Here is a 17,280-nt window from a genome sequence, read left to right on the forward strand (position 1 = left end):
GCACCCCCACCCCCCGGGCCCCCCCCCCGCGGCCGGCCGCCACCGGCGGGACGGGGGGCCGGGGGGGGGCGGGGCGGGGGCCGCCCCGGGGGCCGGCGGGGGGGCGGGCCGCGGCCACGCGGACCGCTGCGACTCAGACCGCTGTCGCGGAGGCCGCCACGGTCGGCGCAGCCGGAACCGTCGCGCTCGGCGAGCAGCACCGGGCGCGCCGTCTGGCCGGGGCGTGGTCGGGCGGCCAGCCGGCCGGGGCGCGTTCTGGGGCTGGTTGGCAGAACGTTGTCAGGAGGCTTCCCGCGCAGTCGCGGCGTGGCACGTACCCGGCGACGGAGTCGTTCGGCCGCAGGGCGACCGCCGGCCGGCTGGGAAGCACCTGACCGCCAGGCAGGTTCTGGCCCGTGCCGGGCGCCACGGCGCCCGGCACGGAGTGCACGGAGACTCAAGGCGGCAATCCCGTTGACTCTCGAACCATCGGCTATTGGGTCAAACTTGGTTCGACAACTGTTTTTTTAAGTGCGGGGTCCTGGCGATACCTCGGTGTAACGCGGGGGTGGGCCACGAGGCCCGGGCAACCCGGCTAATGGTGGCACACTCCACACGTCAGCCGCAGTGAGCGGGCGGATCGCGCCGGACTGCTCCGTTCGCGGTCGCGTGGGCGAAATTCTTCGTTGACCGGGTCGGGCTACCGTCGAATCCGTCGCCCAAAGCGTCGACCGCAGCTCGCGCCACACACGCCACAGGTGGCCGCGCGAGCCCGCGGGGCCTGCCTTCGCTAAGCTGACCGCAGGCTCCGACCGAGCCTGGCAGTTCTTTTGATAAAAAAGGTACTAGTCCAGTCGGAAACTGGGCGTTCGGACCGGGCTACCGTCGGACCGTTGGGACCGTCGGGGATCGGGCTGTGGGAGAAGTACGTCCGAGACGGGCCAGGCGCCGTGACCAGGCCATCGGGGCGGGGGCTTGGGCGCGCGGCGGTCATCTCAGGATGCCCGTCTGCCACTCATGGCTCGCGGGCCGGGACCGCGGAAGTCGGCGCCCGAGGGCTGAAGGAGATGGCCGATGGACACGGCATCCGCCGGGATGGAGAGCGACGCCGAGGTGGAGACCACCATGGTCGATCTACTTCGCCTCGACTTGGCCGACTTGGAGGGCCTCGAAGCCGACGTCCTCACCGAGTCGCTGCGCCGCCTACTACGCGACGCGAGTCACCCGGAGGAGACGCTGGCCGGCTTCCAGTCGAGTATATAAATTCGCCCGGAACCATCCCGCCGATCACCGCCGATCACCGCCGACCGTGCAGCTCGTGCCGTTCACCACGAGGCAGTTCCACCCTGCCTCCGGAGACCCGGTAGCGGAGTCGGCTGCTGGTAGCCCGGTAGCGGAGTGGCCGGGCGACCTTCTCGACGTTGCCGCGCTGCGCGGAGGCGGTTGGAGGCCCCGGCCTTTCCGCCAGTTCATCCTGAAAATTCACAGTCGCTGCAACCTTGCCTGCGACTACTGCTACGTCTATTCGGCGGCCGACACCGGCTGGCGCCGCCAGCCTCCTCGGATGAGCCGGGCGACCGCCGCCCAGGCGGTCCGGCGAATCGCCGAGCACACGTCGGCCCACGGCCTGACCGAGGCCGAGGTGGTGCTGCACGGTGGCGAACCGCTGCTGGCCGGCGCCGAGTTCGTCACCTGGCTGGCCGACGAGCTGCGCCGGCAGGTCGACCCAGGGGTCCGGCTGCGGGTCACCACCCAGACCAACGGGGTCTCGCTGCGGGCCGGGCTGCTCGACCAGCTCGCCGACCTGGACATCGCCGTCTGCGTGAGCCTGGACGGCCCGGCCGACGCCCATGACCGGCGCCGCCGGTTCGCCGACGGCCGCGGCAGCTACGCGCAGGTCCGGCGCGGTCTGGAGCTGCTCACCTCGGCGCGGTATCGGCGGATCTTCTCAGGCCTGCTGGCCGTGGTCGACGTCGCCGCCGACCCCCTTGCGCTGTACGCGGAGCTCCTCAGCTGGGCGCCCCCCGCCATTGATGTGATCCTGCCGCATGGAAACTGGAGCACTCCACCACCCGGGCGTCATCCCAACGACGGCACTCCCTATGCGGACTGGCTGATTCCTCTGTTCGACCGCTGGTATTCCGCGCCGCGCCAGGAGACCAACGTGCGGCTGTTTTCGGAGATAATCCAGCTCGTTCTCGGCGGCGCCAGCCGGTCGGAGGCCGTTGGGTTGTCGCCAGTTGGTCTGGTAGTGGTGGAGACGGACGGCTCAGTGGAACAGGTGGACACCCTGAAGTCCGCCTACGACCGGGCCGCGGCCACCGGGCTCGACGTCTTTGCACACAGTTTCGACGACGTCCTCGGTGAACCGTCAATCGTCGCGCGACAGATCGGCACCGAGGCACTCGCCGCGGACTGCCGCGCTTGCCCCGTCGGCCGGATCTGCGGCGGTGGCTACTATCCACATCGTTATCGGGCGGGCTCAGGCTTCAAAAACCCGTCCGTCTATTGTCCGGACCTCTTCCGCCTGGTTCGGCACATCGAGACCCGCGTGGTCGCGGATCTCACCGGACTGCGGAGGGCGCCCCAGTGCTGACCGGGTACTCAGGGCCGTCCGAACGCGCCGCGAACCCCCCAGGCCGGGCGCTCGCGGCCCTGGTGGCCGAGCCGATGGGCCACCAGGGCCTGACCCGGCATCGACTCGCAGTCGAGGAGTTCGACGCGATCGCCGCGGGCCATGGTGATCCCGCGATCCTTCGCGCCGGCCAGCTCAGCAGGCGAATGCTGCTCGTCCAGGCGCTCGCCAGCGCCGCCGCCGAACGCCGTCCTGACCTCGCCGTCCTCGCCGACCTCGACGCGTCGTTGACGCTCCTACGCGGGAGCCACCGCGCACACCGCGCCGAGGTGGACCGCCTGCTGCTGCATCCGCAGATCGGGGCCTGGGGCATGCGCTGCCTGCGGTTGCTGTACGGGCATGGCGCCCCCGCGGATCAGGCCGCGGATCAGGGGGATGAAGCGCAGGCATCCCGTCGCCCGGCCGGCGCGGACCGCGACAACCTCGCCGCCCAGCTCGGTTGTTTCGGCACGCTCGCCGCGACGGCGGCGATGCTCGTCGGGCGGGAGTGCGAGGTCATCGCGCACACCCTGGACGGTGGGCTGATCTTCCCGACGCTGGGGCTTGCCACGGTCGAGGGGACATCCGGCTGGGTGCGGATCCGCGTGGGTCCGGCCCCGGACGGGCGCGGGTCGGCGAGGCGCACCCCAAAGCCCGTCCGCCGGGGACGTCCGGCCGAGGCGCACGCGACAGGTCCCCGCCGAGTGTCGTTGTCCGTCCTGTCGCACAGCGCGCCAGGGGAGGTCCTTGCCCGCTTCGACCTTGAGCTGACCTCGGATGGCGACGGTCGGACCGGCGCCGGCACCGGGGTCATCGACCGGGCGTTCCGGGTGCCAAGCCAGGCCGACCCCGGTTCCGCCGCGCCGGGCTGGTTGCCGCTGCGCGCCCTGGTCAGCGAAATCGACGGCCGCCGGCTGGAGGTGGACCTCGACGACATCGACCCGTTCCGGTCCTTCCACCGAGTGCCTCCGACGCCCCGCCTCGACGACAGCGAGCTGGCCGTCTGGCATCACCGGCTGGACGAGGCCTGGGAGCTGCTGGTACGCCACCATCCTGATCGCGCTTCGACAGTGGCGTCCGCGCTCGCGTCCTTCATCCCGCTGCGCTCCGCGCGCGACACCGAGGAGCTGAGTGCCTCCTGCGCCGACGCGTTCGGAGCCATGGCGCTCACCCTTCCGCACAGCGGGCTGGCGCTGGCCGCGTCGCTCGTCCACGAGCTGGCCCACAGCCGACTCTCGGCACTGCTCGACCTCGTCCCCCTGTTCGAGCCGGACCGGCGGGCCGTCCACTACTCACCGTGGCGGCGCGACCCGCGGCCGGTGCCGGGGCTCACCCAGGGCGCGTTCGCCTTCCTGGCGCTCACCGATTTCTGGAACGTCCACCGGTCGACGGCAGGCGGCGCCGGCGGGCGGCTGGCCCAGTTCGAGTACGCGCGCTGGCGGGCCGAGCTCCCCGGCGTGATGGACACCTTGACGAGGTCGGGCGTGCTGACCGGTCTGGGTGAGCAGTTCGTGGGCGGCATGCGGCGCGGTCTGGCCGCGATCGCGGACGGCGCGGTTCCCGCGGACGCCGCCACGCTGGCGGACATCGCCAACGCCGAACACCGGATCACCTGGCGGTTGCGCAACGTCCGCCCTCGCGGCCCGTTCGTCGCCGCACTCGGCCAGGCCTGGCGAGCGGACCAACCATGCCCGCCGCTGCCCGCAAGCACGGCGGTCGTGAGCACCGAGCTGGGGGGCACGGAGCTGGGGGGCGCGAAGCCCCCGGCCGTTGGTTGGGCCGTCGCCGAGTCAGCCAGGCCGGACGACCTCGCTCCCAGCGTGCCGCGGTTCGTGACTCACGGTCGGCTGCGGCTGAGCTATCTGCGGCTACGGGAGCCGGAGCGGTTCGAGGAGCTCGTCCGGGAACCGGTCCGGCTGGCCAGCGCCGTTCCTGACGCGACGCCCGCCGACCTGCTGCTGCTCACCGGGCAGGCGGCCGCCGCCGTTCCGGCGTATCAGGACCTGATCCTCGCGCAGCCGGACCGGATCGACCTGTGGGCTGGGCTCGCGCTCGCGCGCCGAGGGACGCCGCGTGAGCACGACCCCATGGTCCGCCGCCCAGAGGTCGTTCTGGCCCTGTACACGCATCTGCGGGCCGCCGGCGCGGCACCGCTGCCCCTCGAGCTTGCCGACTGGTTGGCTACGGCGCCGGACGTCTACAGCGGCGACGGCTCGAACACGAAGTCGACGCGGACGCCGTCCTCGACCTCCGCGACGTCGGGATGGCTGGCGCCGAGCGCCCGACGGTAACGGCTCAGGGTGTCGTCGAGCAGCACGTCGGCCTCAGCGGCCTGCCCCTGGGACCGCAGGTCGAGGGAGAGATTGGCCGCGCACATCAGCGTGTGCGGATGGTCGTCCCCGAGCACGGCGGCCAGCCGCGGCAGCACCCGCTCGCCGAGCGCCCGTGACTCGCCGACCTCGCCGAGGTCGGCGTGGGCGGTCGCGAGGCTGGAGGCGCAGGTCAGGGTGTAGTGGTGGTCTCGGCCGACGGTTGCCTCGAGGCTGTCCAGCGCGGCCTGGAGCCGGGTTCTGGCCGCCTCGACGCGGCCGAGGTCACCGGTCCTGTTGGCGATCTGCCGCTGGATGATCGCGAGGTTGAGGATGCTGGCGTGGGTGAACGGGTGCCCGTCGCCCAGCGCGCGCCGATAGCCGTCGACCGTCTGCTCGATCCGGCTCGCCGCGCGGTCGAGGTCCCCGGTTCGGCGCAGCGCGTTGCCGAGGTTGATCGCCGCCGCGAGGGTGTCCGGATGGTTCGCGGTGAAGTCGCGGACATAGCGCTCGTGGACGTCGGTCGCGAGCTCCAGGGCGGCCGGGAAGTCGCCGGCCATCCGGCGGGCCACCGAGAGGTCCTTCGCCTGGAGCAGCACCCAGGCGTGGTTCTCGCGCAGCACGTTGCGGGCGACCACGTCCTGGAACAACAGGTATGCCTGCTCGGCGAGATCCCGGGCCTGCAGGTAGAGGCCGAGCTGGCGCAGGTCCCGGGCGACGGCGTTCATCGAGAAGATGACCTGGATGTTGTCGTCGCGGCCGTAGAAGTCGAGCCGGTCCTGCCGGGTCTTCTCGTCCGTCTCGTAGGCGGCGCGATAGTCGCTGGTCAGCTCCAGGTCGACGGCGAGGTTGTTCGCCGCCTGGAAGGTCTCCGGGTGGTCCTCTCCGAACACCCGGCGGTGGCGGGACAGCGAGTCCTCGTCGAGTGCCCGAGCGACCTTGAACTCGCCCCGGGCGCGCAGGTCGGCGCCGTGCCCGTTGGTGATGCGCAGGGTCTCCTCGTCGTCCTCGCCGAGCACGCGCCGCATCAGGTCGAGCGTCGTGCGCCGCAGCTCGTAGGCCTGCTCATAGCGTCCGAGCGCCCACAGCCCGTCCGCCTTGCGCCGGTTGAGCTCCAGAACGCCGCGGTTCTCGACGCCGCCGTCGTCGTCGATCCACTGGGCCAGCGCCTCGTCCGCGAGCGCGAGACTTCCCGCGGTGTCGCCGACGTTGTAGTAGTACCGGACGACGTTGCTGACCAGCCGGCGCACGTCGGGACGGCGGCTGGTGATCGCCCCGGACGGGCCGACATGCGGCACCACGAGCTCGAAGTCGGGCCAGCGCTCGACCGCATCGGCGTCGTCCGGGGTGGCCGCGGCGAGCATCGCGTGCACCTCGTCGCGGATGCGGGCCGCCACGTCGTCATCCAGCTCGTCCTGGATGAGGCGCTGGATCAGTCGGTGTACCTGGAGGGTGCGGCGGTGGTTGTCGATCCTGGCGAGCGCGTACCGGCCCAGCTCGCGGGTGGCTCGACTCATCATGATCGGGTCGGCGACGAGGTCGCGCAGTGGCGCGTCGAGGACGAAGCGGCCGAGCACCAGCAGCTCGCGGGAGATCGGCTCGGCGCCGAAGAACGCGCACCGGCGCAGGATCTCCAGGGCGAACGGCATCTGGTCGCGCAGCCGGGCCATGGACAGGCTCCAGGCGGCTGCGACGGGCACGGGGTAGTCCGACGGCGGGTTCTCCTGCAGCACCTCGGTCGCGGCCCGGGAGAGCAGGTTCAGGTAGTCGTCGACCGACATTCCGGTCTCGGCCTGCAGGGCGCCGGCCTGCTCCAGCGCCAGCGGCAGGTCGCCGAGCTCCTCGGCGAGCCGCCGGGCGTCGACCTCGCCGATGCCCGGCACCCGGCGGCGCAGGAACTCCAGGCTCTCCACCCGGCTGAACACGTTCACTTCGACCGTGTCGACCATGCTGTGCCAGCGATGGTTGCGGGAGGTGACAAGCACATGGCCCGGGCCGTGCGGCATCAGCTCGCGGATCGTCTCGGGCTGGTCCGCGTTGTCGAAGATCAATAGCCATTGCTGGAACGGCTCACCGCGACGCAGCGCGTCCAGTACCGCGGACACCGCCTCCTCGATCCGGGTCGCGCCGGTGATGCCGAGCCGGGGTGCGAGCGACGCGAGCGCGGCCCGGGCGAGCGCGGCCTGGTCCGCGGGAATCCACCAGACCACCTGGTAGTCGTGTGAGAACTTGTACGCGTACTCGACCGCCAGCTGCGTCTTTCCGACGCCACCCAGCCCCTGTAGGGCATGCGGTAGCAGGGCCATCCCGTCCGACGTCATGTTCGCGCGCAGCTTTTCCAGCAGGGATTCCCGGCCGGTGAAGTTCTTGTTCCGCTGCGGAACGTTGCCCCAGACGACGGGAACCGCGCGCGCGGGCAGGTCCCGGGGCTCGGCGACGGCCATGTCTCCCCCTCTGCAAAGGTTCCGACGACGCATCCTCGACATCGACGCTGGCTGCCGGCCGAGTTTTGCCGCGACGAACGACGCACGGCGCGACGCCGGGTGGGCACACGCCGAGGCGAGGAGCCACCGTCCTCATCATCGCATCTGGCCGGGCCCGCGCGCGGGTGTTTCCGGAGCCCACATTCGAGGCGTGTCAGGTATTCCCCGCGACCAGCGGTGACCGCTGCCAACTCGGCGCCGCAGGCCCGCGCCGGACACCGCTGTTCGGGCCAGCCACCTGGTAACGGGAAAACGAACGACGGCTGACTCCTCGAATTCGCCACTGTCCTCGGCCGCCGTCAGGTATACAAAAAATGCCGACGAGCCCCTGCCGGCCCGGTCGTCGGCGCGGGCTGGGTGGGTGGGGACGGGCGTGGCCACCGGCACTGGCCACGGGTGCGACCAGCGGGGGCCAGGGGTGGACGACAAGGACTGGAGCCGGCTCGTCGACCAGCTCAAGAACGGGGCGTGCACCCCGCTGCTCGGGGCTGGCGCGATGCCGCGCGACGGTCGCGGCGAGCGGCCGGTGGGCCCGGTTCATGCTGCGCCACCGAGTCTTCTCGACGGTCTCGTCGCCACGTTCGGTCCCGCGCCGGCGGGCGGAGACGGCGAACGCGCCGCGGCGATCGACCCGGTCCACCGGCGGGAGCCGGCGTTCGTGCGCCAACAGCTCGCCGACGAGATCCTGGCCGTCCCACCGCCGGACTTCGAGGTGCAGACCGAACCACACGCGCTCCTCGCCCGGCTGCCGCTGCCGGTGTATCTGACCACCAACTACGACGGATTCCTCGCGCAGGCGCTGCGCCGGCAGGGAAAGAATCCACGTTCCGCTATCTGCCCGTGGAATCTCAACGCCGAGGCGGTCGGGTCCCGCGCCGCCGAAGAAGGGCTGCTGCGCTTCCCGAACTCCCGTGAGCCGGTCGTCTACCACCTCCATGGAAACGCCAGTAACCCACGCTCGATGGTCGTCACCGAAGAGGACCACCTGGACTTCCTGCTCGGCCTCGCGGCGGACCGGGGCAACGGCCGGCAGCTGATACCGACACAGCTTCGCCCGGCGCTCACCACCCGGCCGCTGCTCTTCCTCGGATACGACATCCACGACTGGACGTTCCGGTTCCTTTTTCACGGGCTGCTGCGGACGGTCGCCGCGATGGAGCCGCGACGGCGCGCCGTCCTGCAACTCTCCCCGCCAGGGCCGGAAGATGATCCGGAACGCGTCGCCGAGGCGCAGCGCTATCTGGCGGGCTATTTTCAGCGATGGAACATCGCGGTCTTCTGGGGAGACCTCGGCGAGTTCTGCACGGCCCTCGGTGACCGACTGGGGTGGGCCTGATGGCCGCGGGGCGCCCGTATCTCGGCCTGCGTTCCTATGACGTCGGTGACCGGCACCTCTTCCATGGCCGCGACCAGGAGAGCGAAACCGTCCGGGCGCTGTGGGAGTCCCACCGGCTGGTGGTGCTGTTCGGCCAGTCCGGGGTCGGCAAGACGTCGTTGCTACGGGCCGGCGTCCTGCCCCGGTTCGCCGGCGAGGCCGCCGAGGTGCTGCCGCTCGGCCGCGTCTCGCAGGGCACCGCGTTCCCGACGGCCGGCATGCCGAACCTCAACCCCTACACCTACTCGCTGCTCTCGACCTGGTCGCGGGCGACCTCGCCGGCTCAGCTGACCGGCATGTCGATCACGGCGTTCCTGCGCGGCGTCGAGGACCAGCGGGATCGGTTCGGTGACCAGGTCCCGCTCTACGGCGCGATCGACCAGTTCGAGGAGCTGTTCTCGGATCTCCCGCATCGGATCGGCTACCGCGAGGATTTCATCGCCGACCTGCGGGAGGCGGTCGCGGCGGTGCCGCGGCTGCGGCTGCTCGTCTCGATCCGGGAGGACGCGCTCGCCCGCCTGCTCCCCTACGAGCAGGACATCGTGCCGTCCGGCGCCTACCGGTACTCGATGGCGTCGATGCGGCCCGAGGCCGCCCTCGCGGCCGTGACCGGGCCGCTCGCCGGCACCGGGCGTGCCTTCGCCGCCGGTGTCGCCGAGCGGCTGGTGGCGGACCTGCGCGCGGTCACGTTCACCAACACGCTCGGCGAGCGGCGCACGGTCGCCTCCGACACCGTCGAGCCCAGCCACCTGCAGATGGTCTGCTCCGCCCTGTGGGACGCCCTGCCCGAGGACGTCGAGCTGATCTCCTCCCAGTACCTGCTGGACCACGCGGACATCGACCGCATGCTCGGCAACGTCTGCGCGCGGGCCATCGCCGAGGTGGCCGCGCAGCACGGGCTGCCGACGGCCGAGCTGTGGCGGTGGGTGCGGGCCCAGTTCATCACCGAGCTGGGCACCCGCAGCACGGTCTACGAGGGGATCAGCTCGACCGCTGGGATGACCAACTCGATCCCCCGGGAACTGGCCCGGCTGCACCTGCTGAAGGCCGACGACCGGGCCGGCTCCCGCTGGTACGAGCTCCTGCACGACCGGTTGATCGAGCCGATCCGCGCGGGCACGCGGTCGTGGTCAGGCGTCGAGGAGGAGCCGACCCAGTCCCGCAACGCGCTGCTGCTGCGCACCGCCGAGAGCGCGCTGGCCGACGGGGACCTGGCGCTGGCCGAGCAGTACGCCACCGAGGCGGTCCGCTTCAGCACCGACCCCGGCGACGGCCGCTTCCGTGCGGAGGTCGAGGCGCTCGTCGCGCACATCGCCTCCGGTCGTAACCGGCCGGACGAGGCCGCCGAGCGGTATCGGACCGCGGCGGCGGCGTTCGACGCGCTCGGCGACCTGACCGCCGGCGGACGGGTGCTCGCCTCCCTCGGCCGGCTGCTGCTGCGCCACGCACAGGTCGCGAACGCGGCCGACGAGCTCGCCTCCGCCTCGGCGCGGCTGCCCGGCGACATCGACCTGCGTACCGATCACGCGAAGGCGCTCGCCCAGGCCGGCCAGCGGCACGCGGCCATCGGCGTGCTCAACAGCGCGCTGGCCCTGGAGCTCAGCAACATCGAGGCACTGGCGCTGCGCGGGACCCTGCACGCCGAGAGTGGCTCGATCGCGGCGGCGCTGCGTGATCTGGAGATGGTCGAGCGGCTCTCGCCGCAGACGGCGCGGCGGCCGGACGTGGCGGCGGCGCGTGACCGGGTGCGGCGGCTGCGCGGGGAGACCGACCAACCCGGGCCACTGGCACCGCCGGCCTGATCTTGCCCCGAGACCGGGGGTCCTGGAGACGGGGGGCTGGCGACGAGGTCAGCCCGCGAGGTCGAACAGGTAAAGCCCGCGGGCGCCGCCGACGGCCAGTCGGGTCGGACCGGTCCACCGGCAGCAGTGCAGCGCCCCGTCCAGCCGGATCATGGTGGCCGCCGTGCCGCCCGGCGTCCAGATGCGGGCCGTGCGGTCCCGGCTGCTCACCGAGGCGATCCAGGCACCGTCCGGCGAGACCGCGAGCGCGGCGACACCCTCGCGGTGGCCGGTCAGCACGTGCCGCTCGACCCCGCCGACCGGGTCCCAGATCCGTACGCAGGCGTCCGCCCCGCCCGAGGCGAGCCAGGCCCCGTCCGGGGCCGCGGCCAGTGCCCAGACGTCGTGCAGGTCGCCGCCGAGGACCAGACGGCGCGCTCCCGTGCCGACGTCCCAGATCCGGATGGTCCCGTCGATGCCGGCCGAGGCGAGCCAGGACCCGTTCGGCGCCGCCGCCAGCCACTGCACGCGGCTGGTGTGACCGTCGAAGACGTGCAGCGGTGACGCGCCCTGCCCCTCGGCCGGGTCCCAGACGCGTACGGTCGCGTCCCCGCCCGCCGAGGCGAGCCAGGACCCGTCGGCCGGCGCGGCCAGCGCCAGGACGCCCTGGCCATGCCCGGGAAGTACCGCGCGTTCCGTGCCGGATACCGGGTTCCACAGCCGGACCACGGCGTCCGGCCCACCGGAGGCCAGCCAGGATCCGCGCGGGTCGGCCAGCAACGCCGAGACCCGCGTGGTGAGACCGGCCGAGGTGAGCCTGGTGTGCGTGCCCTCACGCGGATCCCAGACCCGCGCGACGTTGTCGTCGTCCAGCGAGGCGAGCCACCGCCCGTCGGACGGGGCGGCGAGGGCCCGGACCGAGGCCGGGTGCCCGGTGAGCGCGGCGCGTTCGGCTCCCGCCTGGGCGTCCCACAGCCGGATCACCCCGTCGCCGGAGCCGACGGCCAGCCAGCCGTCGGACCCGGCCGACTCGATCGCGGTCACCCCGCGGATCCGCCCGACCGGCTCGGCCCGTTCGGCCCCGACCGCGGCCGGGTCCCACATGCGTACCGTTCCGTCGCCCCCGGCGGACGCGAGCCACGACCCGTTCGGCGCGGCCACCAGCGCGTGCGCTGGACGGGCATGGCCGGGCACCAGCACGCGGTCGCTGACCGCCCGCGGGTCGGCGACCTGGATCGTCCCGTCACCGGCGGCCGATGCCAGCCATGACCCGTCGGGCGCGACGACGAGCGCGGTGACGTCGCCGGCGTGCCCGCTCAGCACCCGGCGCTCGACGCCGTGGACCGGGTCCCACAGCCGCACGCGACCGTCACCGCCGCCGGAGGCCAGCCACGAGCCGTCCGGGGCCGCGACCAGGGTCGCCGGGCCGGCGGGACCGCCGGCGCCACTGGGCCGCGCGGGCGGAGCCGGCGGGCTGGAGCCCTCGGCGAGCAGCGCGGCGGGGGCCCAGAGCCGGACGGTGCCGTCGCCGCCGCCGGACGCGAGCCAACTTCCGCCTGGCTCGACCGCGAGCGCCGACACCCAGCCGGCGTGTGCCTGCGTCGATGCCGAACAGGCGCCGGTCGCCGGGTCCCAGACCCGGAGCGACCCGTCGCCGGCGCCGACGGCGAGCCAGCGCCCGTCCGGGCCGACGGCCATCGCGGAGATCCAGGCGCCGGCGCTGGGCAGCACGTGGCGCAGTGTGCCGTCGGCGGTGTTCCAGATCCGGACCGTCCCGTCGCCCGCCCCGCCGGAGGCGAGCCAGGACCCGTCTGGCGCCGCCGCCAGGATCGCGACCCGCCCGCTGTGACCGGTCAGCAGGTGCCGCGGTCGACTGGTCTCGACGTCCCAGATCCGCACTGTCCCGTCCCTGTCGGCCGACGCCAGCCAGGACCCGTCCCGGGAGGCCGCGAGCGCCGAGACGGGACCGCTGTGGCCGGCGCGCAGGACCCGTTCGCCTCCGGTGGGCAGGTGCCAGATCACCACCGTGCCCTCGCCGTCGCCGGCATCCGCGCCACCGCCGGCGGCGAGCCAGGACTCGTCATCGGCCACCGCCAGTCCGGTGATGTGGCCGATCGGCCCGGTCAGGGTCCGCAGCAGCGCCGGGTCGGGCTGGTCGGGCAGCGGCGGCACCACCGGCCGCAGCGCCTGGCCGGGCAGCCGCCGCAGCGCGCGCCGCGCGGCCGGTGCGAGCACCTCGATGCCGGCGGCGTAGGCGGCGAGCGTCGCGACGACGGCCTGTGGCGCGTCGCCGCTCTCACGCAGGTTCGCCGTCTGCCGCACGAGCCTGGCCAGCGCGAGCGCGACCGGATGCGCCCCGAGCAGCGCCATGTCCGCCTCCACGCTGGCGGGCCCGACCAGGCGGATCTTGGCAGCCACCCAGCGCAGGTCCTGCACCAGCGCGACGAGCCTGTCGTGCTCGCCGGCCTCGGCCAGGTGCACGGCCAGGTGCTCCCACAGGTACCGCTCCTCTTCCGGCAGCTGGGACCAGGCCGGCTGGCCGTCCTCGGCGGGCAGGTCGCGGGCGCGCGCGGCGAGCAGCCGGACGTGGACCTCGGGCAGCCGCGGGCCTAGCTGCGTCTGGAGGTACTCGTGCATGACGTCGTGCAGCCGCAGCCCGCCATCCTCCCCTGGCACGGAGAGGGCCAGGGACAGGTCGGTCAGCCGCAGGCAGAACCGGCTCGTCTGCAGCCGGCCCCACCCGGCGGTGTGCCGCCAGAGCACGTCCAGCAGGTCCCGCGGGATCGTCGCGCCCCGTGGGAAGGCGGCCAGGTCCTGGAATCGTTCGAGCGCCCCGTCACCGAAGGCGTCCATCTCGCCGAGCAGCCGCAGGCTCGCCTCGACCGTCGCCGCGACGGCCCGCTCCCGGCGGGTGCTGTCGTCGAACGCCGCCAGGCCCTCCTCGTCCAGACCGTCGATGACCTCCGTGAGCGCCCCGGCCAGCGGGCGGCCGTCGAGCAACATGCCGTGCAGGTGGCCGGCGACCAGCCGCAGCAGTACCGGCCAGTAGCCGCAGCGCTGGGCGAGCGGCCCGGCCCGGTCGTCGTCCAGCCCGGGAACCGCCTCGGTGAGCAGACGTACCGCCTGCCCGGGTGCCATGACGTCGACGTCGACCAGCACGCAGTCCATCGGCAGGACGGCCCGGTCCCGGGTGGTGACCAGCCGGCGGCAGTTGCGCCCGCCCTCCCGGAACGGCTGTAGCTGCTCCGCCCGCCAGACATCGTCGATGATGATCAGTATTCGGCGCTCACCGAGCAGGTCGCCCAGGCGCACGCCGGCCAGGTGCGGGTCCGCCGGGCCGGGCCCGACCGCGCCGAGCCAGGTCGCGCATTCGTTGATCTTCGCGGCGAGTCGGGGGCCGGCCAGGTCGGGACCGATGTCCATCCAGATGTGCCCGTCCGGAAACCGGGCCAGGATCTCGGGCCGGTCGGCGATGACGGTGGCCAGCGTCGACTTGCCGAACCCGCCGCCGCCCCGGACGGCGACCGGCGCGGAGCCGTCCGAGGTGAGCGCCGTGATCAGCCTCCCGGTCAGCTCGGGCCGCTCCACGACGTGCTCGAGGGGCCGCCGTGACCGCAACGGCAGTGCGGGAGGGTGGATGAGGACGGCCGCCGCCGCCCGGCGTTCCGCCCGGGCGCGGCGCTCCTGCAGGCCCACGAGCGCACGAATGATCTTTGCTTCGAGCTCCTCGGGGGACGCGACCGACGTCGCGACCAGGTCATCCATGACCCGGGTGCGGAAGGCCAGCTGGCGTTGGCCGTAGCTGACGTCGGCCAGCCACTCGTGCGTTCCCATCGTGCGTTTCTCGTCGAGGAGGAACACCAGGCGTTCCAGCCCGAGTGCGGTCGCCGTGTCGAACTCCAGCTCCGTGTAGGAGACGTCCTCGTGGCCGCGCACGGGGGAGCCGTACCGGAATCCGATGATTCCGAGGTAGATCGAGCAGTCGCCGACCCGGCGCCGACACATCTCGGCGGGGTCGTTGTCCTCCGGCTCGAAACCGGACATGTCGACCGCGACATGACCGGAGTCCGTAATGGCTCTTTTCGCGGCCACGACGAATGGCAGGCGCGCAGGGTGCCGGGCAAGCTCGCTGGTGTGGCTGATGAAGATCCGCCACGGCGGGTTCGGTCCGGAGCCACCCGTAGCACCCTGATCTCCGCCGATGAGATCCATAGCGCACTCCCTGGGGACCTGGCTCATCACGCTACCCGTATCGGGCATCAACCGCGCCTAACCCGAACAAGCGGAACGCAGCGGGGCGATTGCGGAGGGGCAGCCGTCTGTACAACTCCAGGTCAAGCCGGTGCGGCCTGTCAGCGAAGAAGATCGAAGGTCAGCGGTCGGCGCCCTCGGCGGATTCGCCTGGTTCGGCCAGCAGGGCGGACAGCCGGGCGAGCGCGGTGGTGAAAGCGTGGTCGGGCGGGGTGGCGTAGCCGACGACGAGGGCCGGCCGATGCGGCTGCCGCGCGAGGTTGTAGGCGCCTAGGCCCTCGACGGCGAGCCCGCGGCGCGCGGCCCGGGCCACCGCGGCGGCCTCGGTCTGGCCGTCGGGCAGGTCGACCACCGCGTGCAGACCAGCCGCGATGCCCCTGACCCGCAGGTGCGGGACGTCGCGGCGGAGGGTCTCGACGAGGCGGTCACGGCGGCGCCGGTAGGCGAGCCGGCGGCGGCGGACGTGCCGGTCGTACTCGCCGCAGGCGAGGAACTCGGCCAGGGTCAGCTGATCCAGCGCGCCGCACTGCCGGTCGGCCGCCGCCTTGGCCGCGGTGAGCTCGGCGACGAGCGGCCCGGGCGCGACGAGCCAGGCCAGCCGCAGCCCTGGCGCGAGGGTCTTGCTCGCGGTACCGGCATAGACCACGTGATCGGGAGCCAGCGACTGCAGGGCGCCGATCGGCTGGCGGTCGTATCGGAACTCGCCGTCGTAGTCGTCCTCGATGACCAGACCGTCGGTGTCGGCGGCCCAGCGGACCACCTCGGTGCGCCGCGCGGGGGAGAGGGACTGGCCGAGCGGGAACTGGTGCGCCGGGGTCAGCAGCACGGCGTCGGCGCCGGTGGCGCTGCCGACCCGGGCGCCCTGCGGGTCGACGGGCAGGAAGAGCGGGCGCAGCCCCTGGCCGGTCACCGTGTCGGCGTTGCCCGTGAGACCGAAGGCCTCGGTGGCGATGGTGGTCGCCCCGCGCGCCCGCAGCACCTGGCAGAGCAGGCCCAGAGCCTGGGTGAACCCGGAGCAGACGACGATCCGGTCGGCGGTCACCCGGACACCGCGGGCCCGGGCGAGGTACTCGGCCAGCGCGGCGCGTAGCTCCGGGCGTCCACGTGGGTCGGTGTAGCCGAGGGCGTCCGACGGCGCCGCGAGCAGGGCCCGGCGGGCCGCCGCGAGCCAGCCGGCCCGCGGGAACGAGGCGAGGTCCGGCGATCCGGCCCGCAGGTTGTACCGGGGTGGACCGTCGCCGGCGGCAACCGCTGTGGCGGCGTCGGTGCGGCGACCCGGCCCGCGAGCCGGACTGGGCCTGGCCGGGCGGTCGGCGACCCTGGTGCCGGAGCCCTGCCTGGCGACCAGCCAGCCTTCGCCGACGAGCTGGCCGTAGGCCTCGGCGACCGTGTTGCGGGCTATCCCCAGATCCTGCGCCAGCGAGCGTGACGACGGCAGCCGCGTCCCCGCGGCCAGGCGACCGGTTCGCACGGCGTCCCGCAGCGCGCCCTCGAGCGCCGTCCGAACCCGCGGGCCGGTCAGGTCCAGATGCAGGTCAAATCCCGAAGTGGCCCAGGTTTCTGGCACAGAAATGGACCTTACTCGCGGGCTAATCGGGGCCTAGCGTAGGTGCCATGACAACGACTCCGACCCCCGCGTCCCCTGCCCGTTCGGTCCCGGTCCGCCTGGACTTCGAGAGCCACGCCGGCGCGTTCTACCGCGCCGTCTCACACCTCGACCACGCGGCGACGAAGGAGCTGGACCGGGTCGGCCTCGACGCGCGGCTGCGTGAGCTGGTCCGCGTGCGGGCCTCGCAGCTCAACGGCTGCGCCTACTGCATCGACATGCATACGAAGGACGCCCGGGCGATCGGCGAGACCGAGCAGCGCCTCTACGCCCTGTCCGCCTGGGCCGAGACGCCCTTCTTCACCGAGCGGGAGGGCGCCGCCCTCGCCTTCACCGAGGCGGTCACCCTGCTGGCCGTCGACCATGTGCCGACCGCGGCCTACGAAGCGGTGGCCGCGCAGTTCAGCCCCGACGAGGTCGCGGCGCTGATCGCGCTGATCGTGGCGATCAACGCCTGGAACACCCTCGCCGTCACCACCCACGCCTGGGAACCAGGCTCCTACCAGCCCTGACAGACCCGGCCGGACTTGTCCGCGGCCGACGGCACGTTCACCGGGCGAGTCGACGTCGCGTCGCAGTGCCAGATCTACGACGAACGGCTCCGGCGGCGGAACGGCTGACGGACCACGAGGGGCCGACCAGCACCACGGCCAGCGCGACCAGTTCGACGGCCATCGACAGCCCCCGGCCGACCAGGGGCGTCAGCAGGCAGACCGGTGCCGCGAGGGCCCTGGGCAGCGGGTTCGCGAAGCCCAGCGCCCACCGGAAACCCGCCGAGCCCAACAGGAACGCCGCTCCGCCGGCCGCGACCAGCCAGGCGGGGGGCGCGCCGCCGGGGGGGCCCGCCCCCGCCCCCCCCCGGGGGGGGGGGGCGGCCCCCCG

At 73.2% G+C, this 17,280-nt stretch carries 9 protein-coding genes; 6 read left to right on the top strand and 3 right to left on the bottom strand.

The genetic code is table 11. From position 1 onward, the window contains the following. The first annotated feature begins 1,053 nt into the window (after nucleotides 1-1,053). Genes fxsA through I6A60_RS08050 form a run of 3 tightly spaced genes read left to right on the top strand, consistent with a single transcriptional unit; the run spans nucleotide 1,054 to nucleotide 4,884 of the window. A complete protein-coding gene (fxsA, locus tag I6A60_RS08040; protein ID WP_203024158.1) occupies nucleotides 1,054-1,242 on the top strand; it encodes an FxSxx-COOH cyclophane-containing RiPP peptide in 189 nt (62 codons plus the stop codon). 55 nt (nucleotides 1,243-1,297) lie between these two features. Beyond that, nucleotides 1,298-2,575, top strand: coding sequence for an FxsB family cyclophane-forming radical SAM/SPASM peptide maturase (locus I6A60_RS08045; protein ID WP_203024156.1), 1,278 nt, complete (start codon nucleotides 1,298-1,300; stop codon nucleotides 2,573-2,575). After that, entirely contained in the window at nucleotides 2,569-4,884 is a 2,316-nt protein-coding gene (locus I6A60_RS08050; RefSeq protein WP_203024154.1) for an HEXXH motif domain-containing protein, read from the top strand. The genes I6A60_RS08045 and I6A60_RS08050 overlap by 7 nt, the downstream gene beginning before the upstream one ends. Here I6A60_RS08050 and fxsT read toward each other — a convergent pair. Then, complete coding sequence (gene fxsT / locus I6A60_RS08055; protein ID WP_203024152.1) at nucleotides 4,791-7,346, bottom strand: FxSxx-COOH system tetratricopeptide repeat protein; 2,556 nt, start codon at nucleotides 7,344-7,346, stop codon at nucleotides 4,791-4,793. The genes I6A60_RS08050 and fxsT overlap by 94 nt on opposite strands. Nucleotides 7,347-7,803: 457 nt before the next feature. On the opposite strand from fxsT, the gene I6A60_RS08060 reads away from it, so the two are divergent. Together I6A60_RS08060 and I6A60_RS08065 are read left to right on the top strand one after the other, a co-directional pair. Further along, the gene (locus tag I6A60_RS08060) at nucleotides 7,804-8,721 is read left to right on the top strand and encodes an SIR2 family protein (protein WP_203042771.1); all 918 of its coding nucleotides are present in this window, start codon (nucleotides 7,804-7,806) and stop codon (nucleotides 8,719-8,721) included. Continuing rightward, the gene (locus tag I6A60_RS08065; protein WP_203024148.1) at nucleotides 8,721-10,562 is read left to right on the top strand and encodes a hypothetical protein; all 1,842 of its coding nucleotides are present in this window, start codon (nucleotides 8,721-8,723) and stop codon (nucleotides 10,560-10,562) included. Before I6A60_RS08060 ends, I6A60_RS08065 begins: the two co-directional genes overlap by 1 nt. A gap of 48 nt (nucleotides 10,563-10,610) precedes the next feature. Here I6A60_RS08065 and I6A60_RS43110 read toward each other — a convergent pair whose 3' ends face one another. Both I6A60_RS43110 and I6A60_RS08075 read right to left on the bottom strand, forming a co-directional pair. Beyond that, nucleotides 10,611-14,753, bottom strand: a complete 4,143-nt coding sequence (locus I6A60_RS43110; RefSeq protein ID WP_203024146.1) for an NB-ARC domain-containing protein — start codon at nucleotides 14,751-14,753, stop codon at nucleotides 10,611-10,613. Between the two features lie 160 nt (nucleotides 14,754-14,913). Then, the gene (locus tag I6A60_RS08075) at nucleotides 14,914-16,359 is read right to left on the bottom strand and encodes a PLP-dependent aminotransferase family protein (RefSeq protein WP_203024144.1); all 1,446 of its coding nucleotides are present in this window, start codon (nucleotides 16,357-16,359) and stop codon (nucleotides 14,914-14,916) included. Between the two features lie 47 nt (nucleotides 16,360-16,406). Between I6A60_RS08075 and I6A60_RS08080 the strand changes: the two genes are divergently transcribed. Further along, on the top strand, nucleotides 16,407-16,910 hold the full coding sequence (locus I6A60_RS08080; RefSeq protein WP_203024142.1) for a carboxymuconolactone decarboxylase family protein: 504 nt from the start codon (nucleotides 16,407-16,409) through the stop codon (nucleotides 16,908-16,910). Nucleotides 16,911-17,280: the final 370 nt, after the last annotated feature.

Origin of the sequence: Frankia sp. AgB1.9 (assembly GCF_016786355.1) — a bacterium.
Classification (GTDB): Bacteria; Actinomycetota; Actinomycetes; order Frankiales; family Frankiaceae; genus Pseudofrankia.